The 17,515-nt window shown below is 60.7% G+C and carries 15 protein-coding genes; 13 read left to right on the top strand and 2 right to left on the bottom strand.

Annotation, left to right across the window (positions count from 1 at the left end; translation table 11 throughout):
- The first annotated feature begins 1 nt into the window (after position 1).
- From AB1286_RS25950 to AB1286_RS25970, 5 genes are all read left to right on the top strand, one after another.
- Positions 2 to 1,894 (top strand): amidohydrolase, encoded by a 1,893-nt coding sequence (locus tag AB1286_RS25950; protein WP_430366095.1) that lies wholly within the window; start codon positions 2 to 4, stop codon positions 1,892 to 1,894.
- Positions 1,895 to 1,987: 93 nt separating this feature from the next.
- Entirely contained in the window at positions 1,988 to 2,899 is a 912-nt protein-coding gene (locus AB1286_RS25955; RefSeq protein WP_430366096.1) for a glyoxalase, read from the top strand.
- Between the two features lie 10 nt (positions 2,900 to 2,909).
- On the top strand, positions 2,910 to 4,406 hold the full coding sequence (locus tag AB1286_RS25960; protein WP_430366097.1) for an alginate export family protein: 1,497 nt from the start codon (positions 2,910 to 2,912) through the stop codon (positions 4,404 to 4,406).
- Between the two features lie 119 nt (positions 4,407 to 4,525).
- A complete protein-coding gene (locus tag AB1286_RS25965; RefSeq protein WP_430366098.1) occupies positions 4,526 to 5,185 on the top strand; it encodes a hypothetical protein in 660 nt (219 codons plus the stop codon).
- 418 nt (positions 5,186 to 5,603) lie between these two features.
- Entirely contained in the window at positions 5,604 to 6,179 is a 576-nt protein-coding gene (locus AB1286_RS25970; protein WP_430366099.1) for a hypothetical protein, read from the top strand.
- Here the strand turns inward: AB1286_RS25970 and AB1286_RS25975 are convergent.
- Complete coding sequence (locus AB1286_RS25975; RefSeq protein ID WP_430366100.1) at positions 6,106 to 6,864, bottom strand: helix-turn-helix transcriptional regulator; 759 nt, start codon at positions 6,862 to 6,864, stop codon at positions 6,106 to 6,108. The genes AB1286_RS25970 and AB1286_RS25975 overlap by 74 nt on opposite strands.
- Positions 6,865 to 7,492: 628 nt before the next feature.
- Between AB1286_RS25975 and AB1286_RS25980 the strand changes: the two genes are divergently transcribed.
- The 8 genes from AB1286_RS25980 to AB1286_RS26015 are packed head-to-tail and all read left to right on the top strand — an operon-like array spanning position 7,493 to position 16,152.
- Positions 7,493 to 8,737 carry a Rieske 2Fe-2S domain-containing protein gene (locus AB1286_RS25980; RefSeq protein ID WP_430366101.1) on the top strand — a complete coding sequence of 415 codons (1,245 nt, stop codon included), beginning with the start codon at positions 7,493 to 7,495 and terminating at the stop codon, positions 8,735 to 8,737.
- A gap of 2 nt (positions 8,738 to 8,739) precedes the next feature.
- Entirely contained in the window at positions 8,740 to 9,213 is a 474-nt protein-coding gene (locus AB1286_RS25985; RefSeq protein WP_430366102.1) for an aromatic-ring-hydroxylating dioxygenase subunit beta, read from the top strand.
- A gap of 53 nt (positions 9,214 to 9,266) precedes the next feature.
- On the top strand, positions 9,267 to 10,472 hold the full coding sequence (locus AB1286_RS25990; RefSeq protein WP_430366103.1) for an ABC transporter substrate-binding protein: 1,206 nt from the start codon (positions 9,267 to 9,269) through the stop codon (positions 10,470 to 10,472).
- 33 nt (positions 10,473 to 10,505) lie between these two features.
- A complete protein-coding gene (locus tag AB1286_RS25995) occupies positions 10,506 to 12,434 on the top strand; it encodes an ABC transporter permease (RefSeq protein ID WP_430366104.1) in 1,929 nt (642 codons plus the stop codon).
- Positions 12,431 to 13,204 (top strand): ABC transporter ATP-binding protein, encoded by a 774-nt coding sequence (locus AB1286_RS26000; RefSeq protein ID WP_430366105.1) that lies wholly within the window; start codon positions 12,431 to 12,433, stop codon positions 13,202 to 13,204. The genes AB1286_RS25995 and AB1286_RS26000 overlap by 4 nt, the downstream gene beginning before the upstream one ends.
- A 37-nt stretch (positions 13,205 to 13,241) precedes the next feature.
- On the top strand, positions 13,242 to 13,955 hold the full coding sequence (locus tag AB1286_RS26005) for an ABC transporter ATP-binding protein (protein ID WP_430366106.1): 714 nt from the start codon (positions 13,242 to 13,244) through the stop codon (positions 13,953 to 13,955).
- Between the two features lie 48 nt (positions 13,956 to 14,003).
- Positions 14,004 to 14,783, top strand: a complete 780-nt coding sequence (gene pncA, locus AB1286_RS26010; RefSeq protein WP_430366107.1) for a bifunctional nicotinamidase/pyrazinamidase — start codon at positions 14,004 to 14,006, stop codon at positions 14,781 to 14,783.
- Positions 14,784 to 14,808: 25 nt separating this feature from the next.
- Positions 14,809 to 16,152 carry an MFS transporter gene (locus tag AB1286_RS26015; RefSeq protein ID WP_430366108.1) on the top strand — a complete coding sequence of 448 codons (1,344 nt, stop codon included), beginning with the start codon at positions 14,809 to 14,811 and terminating at the stop codon, positions 16,150 to 16,152.
- 57 nt (positions 16,153 to 16,209) lie between these two features.
- On the opposite strand, the gene AB1286_RS26020 is transcribed toward AB1286_RS26015, so the two are convergent.
- A complete protein-coding gene (locus AB1286_RS26020) occupies positions 16,210 to 16,935 on the bottom strand; it encodes a helix-turn-helix transcriptional regulator (RefSeq protein WP_430366109.1) in 726 nt (241 codons plus the stop codon).
- Between the last annotated feature and the right edge of the window lie 580 nt (positions 16,936 to 17,515).

The following is a 17,515-nucleotide window of genomic DNA, read 5'->3' on the forward strand; positions in this document are numbered from 1 at the left end:
AATGAGCACAAGCAGCATCCAACCCGACCTGATTCTGCACAACGCACGGATCACCACGCTAGATCGCTCGAACCCCGTCGCGAGCGCAGCGGCGATCGCCGATGGGCGTTTTATCGCGGTCGGCACCGAGACGGACGTCATGCCGCTCGCGGGCCGTCAAACGAAGGTCATCGATTTGGGCGGACGGTCCCTCTTGCCGGGGCTGATCGACAATCACCTGCATTTGATCCGCGGGGGATTGAACTACAACATGGAGCTGCGCTGGGACGGCGTAAGCTCCCTCGCAGTCGCGATGGAGATGCTCAAGCGGCAAGTGGCGATCACGCCCGCCCCGCAATGGGTTCGCGTAGTCGGCGGCTTTACCGAGCATCAGTTCGTCGAGAAGCGGCTTCCCACCATCGAAGAGATCAACGCGATCGCACCCGATACGCCGGTTTTCATCCTTCATTTGTACGATCGCGCGCTCCTGAACGCGGCGGCGCTGCGTGTCGTCGGCTATACGAAGGATACGCCGGAGCCCCCGGGCGGCGTCATCGTACGCGACGCCGCGGGTAATCCGACCGGACTGCTGCTGGCCAATCCCAATGCCGCGATTCTTTATGCAACGCTGGCGAAAGGCCCCAAGTTACCGATCGAATACCAATACAATTCGACGCGCCATTTCATGCGCGAACTCAACCGTCTCGGCGTGACCGGTGCGATCGACGCCGGCGGCGGTTCGCAAAACTATCCCGACGACTACGAAGTCATTCGCAAGCTGCACGAGGCGGGCGAGATGACGATACGCATCGCCTACAACCTTTTCACGCAAAAGCCGAATGCGGAGAAAGAAGACTTCGTGAACTGGACTCGCACGGTCAAGTATCACGACGGCACCGATTATTTCCGCCACAACGGCGCGGGCGAGATGCTCGTCTTCTCGGCGGCCGATTTCGAGGATTTCCGCGTCGCGCGCCCCGAACTGGCGCCCGGCATGGAGGACGAACTCGAAGGGGTGGTACGCGTGCTCGCGCAAAATCGCTGGCCTTGGCGGCTGCATGCGACCTATGACGAGACGCTCAGCCGAGCGCTCGACGTCTTCGAGAAAGTCGACAAGGATATTCCCCTCGCCGGCATCAATTGGTTTTTCGACCATGCGGAGACGGTCTCCGAGCGTTCGATGGATCGCATCGCAGCCCTCGGCGGCGGCATCGCGGTACAGCACCGGATGGCATACCAGGGCGAATACTTCGTCGAACGCTACGGCGCCCAGGCGGCGGAAGCGACCCCACCCGTCGCGAAGATGCTGGAAAAGGGCCTCAAAGTGTCGGCAGGTACCGATGCCACGCGCGTCGCATCGTACAACCCTTGGGTGTCGCTTGCGTGGCTCGTCACCGGGAGGACCGTCGGCGGGATGCGGCTCTACCCGCGGCGCAATTTGCTCGATCGCGAGACGGCGTTGCGCATGTGGACCGAGTACGTCACGTGGTTCTCGAACGAGGAGGGCAGGAAGGGGCGCATTGCGGTCGGCCAGCTCGCCGATGCGATCGTTCCGGATCGCGATTTCTTTGCATGCGCCGAGGACGATATCGCGACCACGACGTCGCTGCTCACGGTTGTCGGCGGCAAGGTCGTCTGGGGCGCGGGGCCATTCTCCGAATTCGACGCCCCGATTCCCCCAGCAATGCCCGACTGGTCCCCGGTACGTCAATACGGCGGCTACGCGGGATGGGGCGCTAAGAGCGGCGAGGGCGCACCGCTACAGCGTGCGGCTTTAGCCGCTGCATCGTGTGGCTGCGCGAGCGCTTGCGGGCTGCATGGCCATGCGCATGCGCAAGCTTGGACGAGCGCATTGCCGACTTCGGATGCAAAGGGCTTTTGGGGCGCATTCGGTTGCTCCTGCTGGGCGGTTTGATTCTTCGCGTATGGCATCCGATCGCGCCGCCTGAGCGCGCGATCGGGCTTGCGCCACGCACTTAACGGCTAATAACGAAAGGAAGATTCCTCGATGAAGAGCATTCGCATCGCACTCGCGGCATTGATGACGACCGGCGTATTGATGGCCGCGCCCATCTCGTTCGCGAAGACGGTATCGCAGCCCTCGGCGACCTCGGTCGCGGTCGGGCCGCAGTACGATACGACGCACGTTTATGTCGACCCGGACGCGTTCGATCGATTTACCGATAGCTTCGTCGCGACGTTCGGCGGCACGAAGTCGCAACAGGGCGTCTTTCAGGTCACCCCGACGCCCAGCCAGACGATGTCGCAACTCGTCTTCACGCCGTCCGGCACGATTTCCGTCTTCGGGTTCAAGACGCCGATTCCGTACCCGTTCGGCGACGAGCGCACCGGCTACCTCGTCACCGATATGGACGCGGCGGTAGCGTCGGCACGCGCGCACGGCGCCGACGTGGTCGTCGACACGTTCCCGGATCCGATCGGTCGCGATGCGATCGTCTCGTGGCCCGGCGGCCTGCATATGCAGTTGTATTGGCACACGCAGGCTCCGCACTACGATCCGCTGCAAACCGTTCCGGAGAACCGGGTTTATGTGTCGAGCCAAAGCGCCGACAAACTCATTCGCGATTTCGTCGCCTTCTCGCATGGGAAAGTCGTGTCCGACGTCACGCATGCGCCCGGCGTCGAGATCGGTCGCCCGGGCGATACCTATCGCCGCGTACGTATCGAGTCCGGCTTCGGAAAGATGACCGTGATCGTATCCGACGGCCACTTGCCGTACCCGTTCGGACGCGAGCTGACGGGTTACGAAGTATCGAATCTCGACGCCACGTTGACTCGGGCGCAGGCCGCCGGCGTAAAGGTGCTCGTGCCGTCGTTCGCCTCGGATGGTCGTAATGCGGCCATCGTGCAATTCCCCGGCGGCTATATCGCCGAGATCCACGACAGCTTGGCGAAGTGAGCGAGGCTCGATGAGATTTTCGAAGCGCTCGGGCGGCAGGCCCTCGTGCAAGATTCGAACGGCCGCGGGCCTGGCGACCGTGACGGGCCTATGCCTGGCACATTCCGGCTTGGCGTTCGCGGATGCGCTCGCCGAGCCGGCGAGCGCGGCCAGTTCTGCGGCTTCTTCCGGCGATGCGGCAACCGGCGCCTGCGACAGCAAGCGCCCGGTCGTCATGTTCAATCGCTGGCAGGAGGACTGGTCGGTGCTCGCGAATCCCTGTGTCCCGCGCGAGCCGCTCGATGGGCTGAAGTATATTCCGCTCGGTTCAGGTAGCGGCTCTTATCTCTCGCTCGGGGCAAATCTGCGCGAGCGCGTCGAAACCAACGATGCGCCTCTATTCGGCATCGGGCCAGGGAAGAGCGATACGTATCTGATTCAGCGAATCGAAGTCGATGCCGATGCCCGTATCGCAAACCATTGGCAGTTCTTCGTGCAGCTGGAGGACGCCCGTGCCTATGGCAAGAACAACGTTACGCCGGTGGACAAGAATCCGCTCGATCTCGAGCAGCTATTCGCCACGTATTCCGGCGGGCTCGGCGCAGGGACCCTCAAAGTGCGCGTAGGGCGGCAGCAAATGGCGTTCGACTTGCAGCGGTTCATTTCGGTGCGCGACGGCCCCAATGTCCGTCAGTCGTTCGACGGGGCATGGGCAGATTATGAGGTCGGAAAGTGGCGCTTCATCGCTTACGCCACCCAACCGGTGCAAAATCGCTACGCGTCGGATTTCGACGACGTTTCGAACCGCAGTATCACGTTCAGCGGCGTGCGTTTCGAACGGCAATCGGTCGGTCCCGGCGATTTGTCCGGCTATTGGTCGCGCTTTAATCGGCGCAACGCGCGTTTCATCGATGCCGTTGGCAATGAGCATCGGGATGTATGGGACTTGCGTTATACGGGCACCCACAATCGGTTCGATTGGGACGTCGAGGCCATGCTTCAGACGGGCACGGTAGGCCAGAGCACGGTCGGCGCATGGGCGATCGGCTCGATCGCCGGCTATTCGTTCGATGCCGCTTGGAAACCGCGTGTGGCATTGCAGATCGATGCCGCATCCGGCGATCGACATCCTAACGATGGCAGAGTGGAAACGTTCAATGCACTGTTTCCGAACGGATACTACTTTACGCTGGCGGGCTACACGGGCTATGCAAACTTAATCCACGTGAAGCCTTCCATTACGCTGAAGCCGTCGGCCAATTTGGCGCTGTTGGGCGCGCTGGGTTTCCAATGGCGAGAAACTACGGGCGATGCGGTGTACCAACAGGCGAATCAAGCCGTGCCCGGTACGGCCGGAAAGGGCAGTTCGTGGACGGGCATGTACGTGCAGTTGCGGGCGGACTGGACGATCGCCGCGAACTTGATCGGGTCGATCGAAGCGGTGCATTTTCAAGTGGGAAGCGCCGTGCGCGAAGCCGGCGGGCGCAATGCCGACTATGCCGGCCTCGAGCTGAAGTACGGGTGGTGAGGGCGTGCGCGCTCAATGCGTTCCCTTAGCCTCTCGGCCTTGGTTCGACCCGGTTTGGTTAGTGGTTGAGAAACGTCGTCCGTTCAACTAGTCTAGTTATTCGGGGTTTTCGTTTCTCGATGCCGGCAAAGGACGTGGCCGTCATTGGGTTCAACGCTCGCATGCTGGGGAATGCCATGGCGCTGATCGTGCTTCATAACATGGACAGCCAGGGCATTCGCGCGCCGGTCGCTTTTAAGCGGGCGGACTGCATATTGCGCGTGACCTTCACGCACAATCGGATCAGCAATCTAAATTTCTTGCGTGAGGCGGCGTTGCGTTTTCCGGGGCCGAACGTCGTGGTCTGGGTCGGTCATGGCGCGGAAAATCCGAACGTCGATCTTCGAGGGCATCCGGTCACCGACGGCAAACCCTGTTTCCGAATCGATAGCGGCGATTTGATCCGAGCGTTCGCGCTTTTTCGACCGACACGCATCTATCTGTTCTCCTGCATGGCGGGCCGTTGGGTAACGCAGAATATCGCGGCTTTTGCCGATGCGTTGAGATCGGACATGTCCTTCCAAGAAAACGTGTACGTCTATGCAACGACCAAGCGCATCCTGGGCGCGGCCTTGGGTAGTTTTTCAGCCGGCATCCTCAAGGGGGATGAGAACGTTTTAGGTCCCTTCGGCGAGGGGCTTCTCTTCGAAAAGATTCCCGTGTTCGAGGGCTTCGCCCAATGGCGCCATCGCGTGAGCCCGTCGACAAGTGCCGGTGGAGCGTGGGAGTCGCCGATCTGACGCCATTCGGCACGAAGCCGAACATTCTGGGTCAGTTTTTTGATAGCGGGACGCCTCCGGCTATCTATCATCTTGCGTAAAGTGCACCGCATCGGGACACGCGCATCGCAGCCTGTGAGCGACAGGGGCTGCCGGATGCAGGCGCCCGGGTGCGCCGATATTCATTCCATTCTTTAGCGGTTGGAACGTTATGTTTTCATTGGGTCGAAACACGCGCAAGTTGTATTACGAAAATCCGTCCTTGAGCGAATGTCCCGCGAAGATAGTAAAGATTAACGGAAACCATATCGAACTCGATACAACGGTTGCCTATCCGGAAGGCGGTGGACAAGAAGCGGATCATGGCGTGATTGTCCTCGATGATCGCCGCGAGATGCGCTTTATCGATGCCCGAAAAATGTATGGCAATCCTCTAAGAATGCCCAATTTCCCCGACATCCAAGTCGATGGGATTATCGAGCATGTCATTCATGAAGACGACGCCGCCGTGCTGCGGGAAGCGAAGGTTGGGTCGGAGGTCACCGTTCGGATTGACCGGCTACGCCGCGCTCAGCTATCGTTGAGTCACACCGCTTCGCATTTGCTTTTTCTAGGGATAACCGATATCCGCCCCGATGCGATTTTAGGCATCATCGGTTGTCACATCAAAGTCGGCGCCGCACGGTTCGACTTCGTCGTGGAAAATCGCATCACGCTCGATGAAGTGGCCGAGATCGAACGGCTCGCCAACTCATATGTCGATCGAGGCGACGAAGTAAGGGTATATCCGCACCCGGAGCATCTGGATGCGCGATATTGGGAGTGCGAAGGGCGTGTCATTCCATGCGGGGGCACGCACATCACCTCGACCGCACCAGTCGGACGGATGCAAGTTCACCGGAAGAGCCTAGGGCGAAATAAGGAACGCCTTTCCTGCGAGTTCAGCGGCTCGAACTTGGATCTAGCCGTCTTTTATCCTCGATGGATGCCGACGGCCGCAAGCGACTCGGCGTGATCCCGTACCGGGCCCGAAAAGCGGCTGTCATATGGGCGTGGGAGGAGAATCCCACTGCGAGCGCGATCTCGCGCAAATCGAACTTAGACGTGGTTAGGAGTGTGCGGGCCCTGGCGAGTCTACGGTCGATCAGATAACTATGAGGGCTTTTTCCTGTAGCCGCCGCGAAGGCGCGAATGAAGAATGCCTCGGACAGACCGACCGCGTCGGCTAACAGTTCGATCGTGATGTCTTGATCGATGGACGATTCGATGAGCTCATCGATCAACCGCAACCGCGCGGATGTCATCGAACGGGCCGCTTTGGCGCCTGTCGTACGCCCAGCCAAAATGCGCCCGACGCGCTCCGAGAGGATGATGACTTGTTCCTCCAGCAACAGCTTGGATGGCGCGCCGGTGAGTAACTGACTCCGGATGATTTGCGCCGCATCGATTGCGGCCGGATCGATTAAGTCATTGAATTGCCGCTGGGGTAATGCCTCATCGAGCTTCCGGCCGGCTATCGTGACGCGCAGATATTCCCCGCCTTCCTGCGACGACGAGAACACCGCGCAGCCCGCCGGGACGAAAGCCAAGCTGTTGGGTTTGGCAAAAAACGGCCTGACGCGATCGCTTGAAAAGGCATGGGTGCCGAGCTGAGACTCGAAGGCGAAGCCAATCACCGCTTGTTCGGGCGTATAGGTCACGTCATAGGCGTGACGCGGCAACAATTCGACACACCAAGAGTCGGTCGCAAGCCGCTTGGCGCGCTGTCCATGCGTGCGATCGGCGTCTTGTGGTCCAACGGTGTTCATCGTCCCTCGGTGCAGTGGCTTGACGGCAAAATGGAGACCGACCGTCTCGCGTCACGGTTGGCGCAACCAGTATAACCATGAAGACGAGGCGGCGCGATCGTCGCAGCACGGCCGTGCCAATGATTTGTTCGGATTAATCGACTAATGCGCAATTAGTATGCGAGCCAACCATTTTTAGTAGCTATCGAATCGATATATCAATAATCCGTCATAATTGACAGTCCGGTGTTGCGAGCGCTTGACGCGAAATAAATGACTGGTAATATGGGCCGCGACAAAAAACAAGAACGTCCCGTCCTGTGCTTTCATGAACTGCGCGTCGAACTCATCGAACCCAGAGAAAAGCGCCATTTGTGAAATAGCATGGAACTTCCTTGCGCACGTAATGGATTGACCGTTCCGGTCGGTGCATTGCCGTGTCCGCCTAGGTTTCGATAACCGCTAGTCGGTTATTTTCGGATTTCATCAGGCTTTCCGTGCGGCATTGGGTGCCGACATTCACCCGCTTGAGGAGCTATTGATGTCTTTCTCGCATTCCAATTTGTTGCCGGACGGAATCACGCGCACACCGTTTCCGATCTATACGGACGAGAACGTCTATCGCCGCGAGCTCGAACGATTCTTCTATACGAAGCATTGGTGTTATATCGGACTCGAAGCGGAGATACCCAATCCCGGTGATTTTCGCCTGACCGAGATCGGCGAGCGTCAGGTCATCATGACGCGGAAAGAGGACGGCAGTGTGAGTGTGGTCGAGAATGTCTGTTCCCACCGGGGCATGCGCTTTTGTCGCAAGAACGCCGGCAACGCAACCGAATTTCGCTGCCCGTATCACCAGTGGAGTTATAGCCTGAACGGCGATCTGCAAGGCGTGCCGTTCCTGCGCGGCATGAAGCAGGGCGGTCGGGTCAACGGCGGGATGCCCGCCGATTTTCGGCGCGAGGATCACGGCCTCGTCAAACTGAAAGTGGCAACGCGCGGCGGCGTCGTGTTCGCGAGCTTCGATCACGAGGTCGAGCCTCTGGAGGAATTCCTCGGGCCGGAGATTCTCGTGTACTTCGACCGACTATTTCACGGGCCGAAGCTGACGCTGCTCGGGTACCAGCGCCAGCGTATCCCCGGCAACTGGAAGTTGATTCAAGAGAACATCAAGGACCCGTATCACGGCGGTCTGCTCCATACCTGGTTCGTCAATTTCGGGCTTTGGCGTGCCGACAACAAGTCGGAACTCGTCATGGACAAGCATCATCGCCACGGGGCGATGGTGGGCAAGCGTAGCGAAGGCGGCAAAGGCGAGGCCACGGTCGGGATTACGAGCTTCAAAAACCAGATGGAGCTCAACGACAACCGCCTGCTGGACGTTCAGGACGAGCCTTGGTGGGGCGAGCCGACCGTCGTGATGCTGACGCTCATGCCGAGCGTGATCATTCAGCAGAACGTCAATTCGCTCGTCACGCGGCGCATCCGCCCCGTCTCGCCCGGCGTGTTCGATTACGTCTGGACCTATTTCGGACTCGAATCCGACGATGCCGCGATGACCGAGCGGCGTCTGCGTCAAGCGAATTTGATGGGGCCGGCGGGCTATGTGTCGGCGGACGACGGCGAAGTCGTCGAGTGCGTGCAGGAGAGCTTCGCATCGAATCCCTACGGCAAGACGCTGACCGAATTGGGCGGGCGCGAAATCGATCTACATACCGACCACATCGTGAGCGAGACGCTCATGCGCGGCATGTACGACTACTGGCGCAGGGTCATGGAGGCTTGAGCATGCTCGAAATCAACGACTATTACGCGCTCGTCCAACTCTATGCCAGCTACAGTCACGCGCTCGATTCGGGCGAATGGGATCGTTGGCCGGAGCTTTTCGTCGACGATTGCACCTATAAGATCATGCCGCGCGAAAACCACGAGCAAGGCTTGCCGCTCGCGCTGCTCCACCTCGAAAGCAAGGGGATGCTGAAGGACCGCGTCTACAGCGTCAAAGAGACGTTCTTCTTCGATCCGCATTACCAGCGGCACGTCGTCGACAACCCCTTCGTGCGCAGCACGAGCGGCAACGTGTGGGAAGTGGAAGCCAACTACGTCGTGCTGAAGACGAAGAGCAACCAGCTCAGCGAGGTCTACAACACGGGCCGCTATTTCGATCGGATCCGCAAGACGCCGCAAGGCTTGCGCTTCGAATCGCGCATATGCCTGTTCGATAGCGAATTGATTCCCAATTCCTTGATTTTCCCGATATGAGCACGTTTCTCGAATATCGCAGTCAACCCTCAATCGGCAACCGGTAGCGAATCATGACGAATTTCTTGCGTACTTCGAAGGTCGCAGCGTTGCTGGCCGGTCTCGTGCTTGCGTGCAGCGCATTCGCGCAAAGCACGATCAAGATTGGGGAGATCAACAGCTACAAGGCGCAACCCGCGTTCCTCGAGCCGTACCGGCAAGGCTGGCAGATGGCACTCGACGAGGTCAACGCATCGGGTGGGGTGCTCGGCAAGAAGCTTGAAGTCGTCTCGCGCGACGACGGCGGCAATCCGAGCGATTCCGTGCGCGTGGCCGAAGAGCTCGTGACACGCGAGCGCGTCTCGCTGCTCTTCGGCAGCTTCCTATCCAACACGGGGCTCGCGCTCACCGATTACGCCAAGCAGCGCAAGATACCGTTTCTTGCCGCCGAGCCTTTGACGGACAAGATCGTCTGGGCAGACGGCAACCGTTATACCTATCGTCTGCGTCCGTCCACCTACATGCTGGTCTCGATGCTCGTCAACGAGGCCGTCAAGCTCAACAAGAAGCGTTGGGCGATCGTGTATCCCAACTACGAATACGGGCAATCGTCGGTCGCCACGTTCAAGCGGCTCATGAAAGCGGCGCAGCCCGACGTGGAGTTCGTCACCGAGCAGGCGCCGCCGCTCGGAAAAATCGATGCCGGCGCGGTGACGCAAGCGCTTGCCGATGCAAAGCCCGACGCCATCTTCAACGTGTTGTTCGCTACCGATCTCGTGAAGTTCGTCCGCGAAGGCAATACGCGAGGGCTGTTCGAAGGACGCGCGGTCGTGTCGATGCTGACGGGCGAGCCCGAGTATCTGAACGCGCTGCAAACTGAGGTACCTGCCAACTGGATCGTGACCGGCTATCCGTGGTATTCCGTCGCGACACCCGAAAACAAAAAGTTCGTCGACGAATATCGCAAGCGCTACGGCGATACGCCGCGCATGGGGTCCGTCGTCGGCTATTCGGCGATGATGTCGATCGCGGCGGCGCTGAATAAAGCCGGCAGCACCGATCCCGACAAAGTGAGCGCCGCGTTCAGCGACCTTTCCGTCGTCACGCCGTTCGGCGCGATCCGCTACCGGCCGCAGGATCATCAGTCGACCATGGGGGCCTATGTAGGCCGCACGGGCATCAAAGACGGCAAACCCGTGATGACGAGCTTTGCCTATGTCGACGGTGCGGCCGTGCAGCCGAGCGATGCCGAAGTCAAGAAGCTGCGCCATGCCGATTGAGCGCGCCGCACGCGTTTCGCGAGGAATGACGCGGTGAGCGCATCGAGCCTGCTTTTGCAACTGATCAACGGGCTCGCCGACGCATCGACGCTGTTTCTCATGGCGGTCGGCTTCTCGCTAGTGTTCGGCGTGAGCCGTATCGTCAACTTCGCGCATGGCTCGTTTTACATGCTCGGCCTCTATCTGGCCTACACGCTGGCGGGCCGAATCGGCGGGTCGTTCGGGTTCTGGATCTCCATGCCGCTCGCCGGCGTTGTCGCCGCCTGCGTCGCGGGCGCATTCGAGATCGCCGTCTTGCGCCGCATCTATCGCGCCCCCGAACTGTTTCAGTTTCTTGCGACGTTTGCGCTCGTGCTCGTCATCAAGGATGCCGTGCTCTATGCATGGGGCCCCGAGGACCTTTTCGGCCCGCGTGCGCCCGGCCTGGGCGGCGCGATCGCATTGCTAGGCGGACGCATTCCGCAATACGACGTCGTGCTGATTGTCGTGGCGCCCGTCGTACTGGGCGCACTGTGGTGGGCCGTGAACAAGACGCGCGCCGGCATCCTCGTACGCGCCGCCACGCACGACCGCGAGATGGCCGGGGCGCTCGGCGTCAATCAGGCATGGCTTTTCACAGGCGTATTTGCGTTCGGTTGCTTTCTCGCGGGGCTCGCCGGCGCATTGCAGCTTCCTCGGGCTCCGGCCACGCTCGGTCTCGACCTAGAGACGATCTGCGACGCGTTCGCCGTGGTCGTCGTGGGCGGAATCGGGTCCATCGCCGGCACCTATCTGGCTGCGCTTGCGATCGCCGAATTGAAAGTGCTGTGCATCGGTATCGGTCACGTAGCGATAGGCGGCTTCGATGTGCCGCTCGCGAAACTTACGCTGGTGCTGGAATTTTCGGCGATGGCGTGCGTACTGATCGCACGGCCGACCGGGCTGTTCGGTAAAGGGCAGATGCCCGCGCAGCGTGTCGCCGCGGCCGCGGAGCCACTCTTGCCGTGGGGCAGCAAGGCACGCGTCGTCGCGGTCGGCGCGCTTGCTCTTTTGGCCTGCGTGCCGGCAACGCAAGCGATTTATCCGTACGCGAGCGTGCTCCTCGTCGACATGATGGTGGCGGCGCTCTTCGCCGCGAGCCTGCACTTCATCCTGGGACCCGGCAACATCCAGACGTTCGGCCATGCCGCCTACTTCGGGATCGGCGGGTACGGCGCCGCGCTGCTCGTGACACGGTTCAATGTTCCGATGGAGGTCGCGCTCGTATCCGCGCCCGTGATCGGCGGCTTGTTCGCGCTGTTCTTCGGCTACTTTTGCGTGCGCCTATCGGGTGCCTATCTGGCGATGCTGACGCTCGCCCTCGTGCAACTGATCTGGGCCGCCGTGTCGCAATGGGACGCATTCGGCGGTAGCGACGGCCTCATCGGCGTGTGGCCCGCGCCGTGGCTCGCGACGCCCGCCGCTTATTACTGGGTCGCTTTAGCTGTTTGCGCGGCAGGCGTTTTTGTCTTGCGACGCATGCTCTTCTCGCCGTTCGGGCTCGCGTTGCGCGCATGCCGCGATTCGTCGATGCGCGCCGAGGCGGTCGGCATCGACGTCGTCCGCATCCGCTGGCTCGCATTCGGCGCGGCAGGGGCGTGGTGCGGGCTTGCCGGTGCGTTGTTCGTGTTTTCGAAAGGCGGAATTTCACCGGAGGCGATCGGCGTCGGCAAATCGGTCGACGGCCTGGTCATGGTGATGCTCGGAGGCTTGCAGACGTTGATCGGGCCGGTGGCCGGCGCGGCGGGCTTCACGTGGCTCTACGACACGGTCGCTCGCGCGGGTGGCTATTGGCATGCGCTGCTTGGCGCCATCATTCTGCTCATCGTGATCTTGTTTCCCGACGGTCTCGTCGGCAGTGTCGATAACGCACTCGGCAGGTTCCGCTCGCGCGGGTCCTCAAGCCGTGGTCTCGGCGACACGCCGGCTCGGGAGATGCGATGAGTCTGCTTTCCGTGCAGCACATCACGATGGCTTTCGACAACGTGACAGCCGTCGATGACGTTTCGTTCGAGTTGGACGCCGGGGAGATTCTTGCGCTGCTGGGACCGAACGGGGCAGGCAAGTCCACCTGTTTCAACATCATCAATGGGCAGCTTCGTCCGGCATGCGGATCGGTCTGCTTCGACGGCCAAGAAATTGTCGGCGTGCGGCCGCGCGACATCTGGCGCCTCGGCGTGGGTCGCACGTTTCAGGTCTCCGCGACGTTCGGGTCGATGACGGTCTTGGAAAACGTACAGATGGCGCTGCTCTCGTACGGCAAGCGGTTGTTGCGCATGTGGTCGCCGGCGGCGGAGTTCTATCGACGCGAAGCGTTGGCGCTGCTTGAACGTGTGGGCATGGCGGACGATGCGAAGCGGTGCTGCGGGACGCTCTCGTATGGCGACGTCAAGCGCGTCGAACTCGCGATGGCCCTGGCGAACCGGCCGAAACTGCTCTTGATGGACGAGCCGACGGCCGGCATGGCGCCCGCCGAGCGTCACGAGATGATGGCGATGACCCAGCGCCTCGTGCGCGAGGACGGGTTGGCTGTGCTTTTCACCGAGCACAGCATGGACATTGTGTTCGGGTTTGCCGATCGCATGATCGTCCTCGCGCGCGGCAAGCTGATTGCCGAGGGCGACGGCGAGACGATCCGTAACGATGAAGCCGTACGCGCCGCCTATTTCGGCGGCCAGGTACAGCCGGGAGACGTTCCCGTGGAGAGCGTATGAGCGTGCGACAGCTTCAGGCTCTCCAAGGGGCGATGGCATGAACGACATGCTCCTCGACATCGCTCGTCTCGACGCCTTTTATGGCCGTGCGCAGATCCTCTTCGGCATGAATTTGACGGTTGCGCGCGGCGAGGTCGTGGCGCTTATGGGGCGCAACGGCGCAGGCAAATCGACAACAATGAAAGCGCTGATCGGTCTGACGGATCGTTCGAGTGCCTACAGTCGTTTTCGCGGATGCGACATCGGACGGCTCGATTCGTACCGAATTGCTCGGCTCGGGCTAGGGTTCGTGCCCGAGGACCGGCGCATTTTCACGGACTTGACGGTCGAGGAGAATCTCGAAGTCGGCCGTCAGCCGCCTCGCGATGGCCTGCGCTCGTGGACCCCCGCCCGGCTTTACGAACTATTTCCGAATCTGGCGGCCAAGCGCGGTCGTCGCGGCGGGGAGATGAGCGGCGGCGAGCAACAGATGCTGACGATCGCGCGCACGTTGATGGGCAATCCCTATCTCGTGCTGCTCGACGAGCCGTCCGAAGGCGTGGCGCCGCTCATCGTCGAGCAGCTTGCAAAGACGATTCTCGAACTCAAGCGCGAAGGGCTTTCGATCCTCCTTTCCGAGCAGAATCTGCCGTTTGCCGCCAAAGTCGGCGACCGCGCGTACGTGATGGACGGCGGCCACATTCTTCACCATGCGTCGATGGCCGAACTCGCCGCCGACTCGACCGTGCAGCGCGCCTATCTATCCATGTAGCCGCTGCATTCTCATCGCCGTGGATCTTCGATACCAAAAGGAGCACACATGCAGCGACGACTTTTCCTCCGAGCCGCGGGACTGGGCGGTGTCGCGATGCTTGCGCAAACCGCCGCATGGCCGACACTTGCGGCGCAGAACACGCCGATCAAGCCGATCAAGCCGATCAAGCCGATCACGCCGATCACGCCGATCACGCCGGATAAGCACAGTGTGTTGATCGTGGTGGATGTGCAAAATTGCTTCACGACAGGCGGCACGCTGGCGATCAAGGACGGCGAACAGGTAGTGCCGGTAATCAATCGTGTCGGCAAAGCGTTCGAGAACGTCGTGATGACGCAAGATTGGCATCCGCACGGCCATGCCTCGTTCGCATCGTCGTATCCGGGCAAGAAGCCGTTCGAGAGCGTGCGGCTTTCCTACGGCACGCAAGTGCTTTGGCCGGATCATTGCGTTCAGGGCACGACCGATGCGGCATTGCGCGCCGACCTCGATCTCCCGCAAGCCGAACTGATCGTCCGCAAGGGATATCACCGAGACGTCGACAGCTACTCCGCGTTTTTGGAAGCCGACCGCCATACCTCCACGGGGCTTGCCGCTTACCTGAACGCACATGGCATCCGCCAGGTTTTCGTCGTGGGCTTGGCGACCGACTTTTGTGTTGCGAACACGGCAATCGATGCTCGCGCGGCGGGCTTCGACGTCTACGTAATCGAAGATGCGACGCGTGCCGTCGATCTGAACGGTTCGCTCGCGCAGGCATGGGCAGCGATGCGGCATGCGGGCGTCAATCGTATTCAATCGACCGATCTCGCGCTGCCGACTTAAGCGCATATACTCCGAAGGCATCGGCATGGATGCCGAAAGACAGGGGGAGAGCGTGGGACGGAGCACAGGAACGCTGCGCTGGCGGATCGTCGCCTGCTTGATCGCGCCGATGACGACCGTCATGACGCTCGATCGGGCCGCCATGAGCGTTGCCGCACCCGTCGTGCAAAAAGAGCTTGGACTCTCGCTCGTCGACATGTCGCTGATTCTGACGATCTACTTCTGGGCCTACGCGTTGGGGCAAATCCCGGCCGGTCGCGTAGCCGAACGGATTGGGCCGCGCAGAGTGTTGTTCGTCACGTCGGTTGCCTGGTCGGTCATCATGGCGGTGACGCCGCTGCGTGCGACCTTCGGCTGGCTGTTAGGCTGTCGCGCGCTCTTGGGCGGTGCGCAGTCGGCGGACTGGTCGAGCGGCATCGTTGCACTCAAGCGCTGGTTTCCGAGCCGCGAGCGGGCAACCAGCAACGGGTGGCTTCTGGCCGGTTTGTATCTCGGGCCGATCGTATCGGCGCCGTTGTCGGCTTGGATCATCGGGCAGGCGGGCTGGCGCGCCCTGTTCGGCGTCTATGGCGCGCTCGGCCTTTTGCTCGGGCTTGCGTGGTGGTACGGCTATCGCGACGAGCCGCGGCGTCATCCTTGGATTTCGCGCGCCGAGGCCGAGTACATCGCGGCGGGGCGCGACGAGGAGCAGACCGAGGCGCGTGCGCAATGGATGACCTTCTTCCGCGCCCCGCGTTTCTGGGTGTTCGGCATTCAGTATTTCCTGCTCGTACTCATTCAGAGCTTCTATACGACCTGGCTACCGACTTACCTAATGAAGGCGCGCGGGCTTTCGTTGCAGGCAATGGGAATTCAAGCATCGTTGCCCTGGGGCGCCGTCGTCATCGCCGTTTATGTGGCGGGCATCGTTTGCGATCGTGTTCATCGACGGACTCGCTCGCTCTGGTACGCGCGTGTACCGATTGCAATGGCCGGATTCGTGCTCGGCGCGCTAGGGATGTTCGCCGCAGCACGCGCGAGCTCCGCGCCGAGTGCCGTCGCTTGGCTATGCCTGTCATTCGCGGCCGTGGGTTTCGTACAAGTGACGGTCTGGTCCACGGCACAGGATCTCGGCGGCGGGCATGCGGGCGTGATGTCCGGCTGGACGAATTTGTGGGGCGCGGCTGCGAACGTTGCAGGACCGATAACGATGGCATTCGCGGTACGGATGACGGGGACCTGGTCCGCAGCACTCGCGCTCAATGCGCTCGCAGCGGCCTGCGGGACGGTGTTGTGGCTGTTTCTGCGACCCGATCGGCCGCTCTTTCAGGAGCGCGCGCGAGCTGACGCGCCCGCTGATGCGTCCGCACTCGCATCGACGCAAATGTGAAGCCCGCCGCAAGCTCGGCGTGCTAGCCGGGCACCCGCATCATCGCGGTCGGCGAAGTCAATCGAGCACGCCGAGGCGGCGTGCGTGATCCATGGCCTGAATCTTTGTCGCCACGCCGAGCTTACGCTTCGCATTCTGCAAATGAAAATGGACTGTCGCGCTCGCAATGCCCAACTGTGACGAAATCTCCAAGGACGTCTTGCCGTCCGCGCTCCACTTCAGAATTTCGATTTCGCGAGGCGAGAGGCGCTGCATGTACCGCCGAGCGTTTTCGCCGTCGATGGAGTTTTGAATCTTCGCCGTCACGCACTCCGCGAGGATGAATAGATACGGCTGAAGCTCACCGGCTTCGCCGGCGATAACCGGTTCGCGATCCCGGGCCACCGATAGTATCGTGAAGATGCCGCCGCGCGCCCAGGACGACTGGCTCAAGCCGGCCCGCAACCCGAAGTCCTGCGCTTCCGACCACAGTTCGCGCGATTTCACGAATAGGGCGTCATGCCATACGACGGGGTCGCGCGTGCGCATTCCTTGGCGGACGACCGGGTCGAGGCTCACGTAATCGCGCTCGAGATAGCGCTTGACCCATGCTTCGGGGTAATTGGAAATGATATTCGTGCCGCATTCCATCGGAGATACGGTCCCCTTCGTGCCGAATGCCACGGATTCGAATCCCAGCCGTTTTGCATAATGACGAATTTGTTGCAAAATCTGATCTTCAGAAATGGCGTGACTGAATCCGGTGGATACGTCATTCCACCACGTCGATAGGCTAACGTCCATCTGACATCCTCAATGAATCGTCATGCTTTATTCGGGTTTAGGCTCGTTTCTTATTTGATCTTCCGAACGAAATTCACAGGATCCGACACCTGAGGAGGGGCGAATAACGCGGGCGTGCAGGGGCGCGACGGCCGGAATTGAAATCTACCCTTCGGGGTGGCAGCAACTCGGAACACCTTGTCTCAAGGGGCTCTGGGATGCAGCCGCAAAATTGGTCAAAAGATGTGGATAAGACGATGATCGTCCCTTGGCAACAGGGGGGGCGAGGCCATCGCGTGAGGTCTCCAACTCACCGTTCCTCGAGGTCGCATATCGTCATTACCCAGGAAGCATCATATTATCCGAAGTGAAGCTTAATTTGTTATGAGTTATTGTTATGTGTGGTGGAATTTTGGTAATTAAGCGAGCACTTGCATCTGAAATGAACCATACACAAACGCCATTTAATTTATCTGTGTTTGTTTGGAAGTCAGCGGTTAAGCTGGTGCGTAAATCGCCCTGTAGCTCCGAGGGGTGGTATTCGGGAGAAAGGGCGACGTTTGAATAGAAATCGGCTTTTCGATGATGCACCGTACGCCGT

Source organism: Trinickia sp. NRRL B-1857 (genome assembly GCF_050470685.1).
In the GTDB taxonomy this organism is placed as follows: Bacteria; Pseudomonadota; Gammaproteobacteria; order Burkholderiales; family Burkholderiaceae; genus Trinickia.

What these genes read in the sequence shown, in the direction of transcription:
- AB1286_RS25950 (WP_430366095.1), top strand. Translation starts at nt 2, where the DNA reads ATGAGCACAAGCAGCATCCAACCCGACCTGATTCTGCACAACGCACGG.
- AB1286_RS25955 (WP_430366096.1), top strand. Translation starts at nt 1,988, where the DNA reads ATGAAGAGCATTCGCATCGCACTCGCGGCATTGATGACGACCGGCGTA.
- AB1286_RS25960 (WP_430366097.1), top strand. Translation starts at nt 2,910, where the DNA reads ATGAGATTTTCGAAGCGCTCGGGCGGCAGGCCCTCGTGCAAGATTCGA.
- AB1286_RS25965 (WP_430366098.1), top strand. Translation starts at nt 4,526, where the DNA reads ATGCCGGCAAAGGACGTGGCCGTCATTGGGTTCAACGCTCGCATGCTG.
- AB1286_RS25970 (WP_430366099.1), top strand. Translation starts at nt 5,604, where the DNA reads ATGCCCAATTTCCCCGACATCCAAGTCGATGGGATTATCGAGCATGTC.
- AB1286_RS25980 (WP_430366101.1), top strand. Translation starts at nt 7,493, where the DNA reads ATGTCTTTCTCGCATTCCAATTTGTTGCCGGACGGAATCACGCGCACA.
- AB1286_RS25985 (WP_430366102.1), top strand. Translation starts at nt 8,740, where the DNA reads ATGCTCGAAATCAACGACTATTACGCGCTCGTCCAACTCTATGCCAGC.
- AB1286_RS25990 (WP_430366103.1), top strand. Translation starts at nt 9,267, where the DNA reads ATGACGAATTTCTTGCGTACTTCGAAGGTCGCAGCGTTGCTGGCCGGT.
- AB1286_RS26000 (WP_430366105.1), top strand. Translation starts at nt 12,431, where the DNA reads ATGAGTCTGCTTTCCGTGCAGCACATCACGATGGCTTTCGACAACGTG.
- AB1286_RS26005 (WP_430366106.1), top strand. Translation starts at nt 13,242, where the DNA reads ATGAACGACATGCTCCTCGACATCGCTCGTCTCGACGCCTTTTATGGC.
- pncA (WP_430366107.1), top strand. Translation starts at nt 14,004, where the DNA reads ATGCAGCGACGACTTTTCCTCCGAGCCGCGGGACTGGGCGGTGTCGCG.
- AB1286_RS26015 (WP_430366108.1), top strand. Translation starts at nt 14,809, where the DNA reads ATGGATGCCGAAAGACAGGGGGAGAGCGTGGGACGGAGCACAGGAACG.
- AB1286_RS26020 (WP_430366109.1), bottom strand. Translation starts at nt 16,935, where the DNA reads ATGGACGTTAGCCTATCGACGTGGTGGAATGACGTATCCACCGGATTC.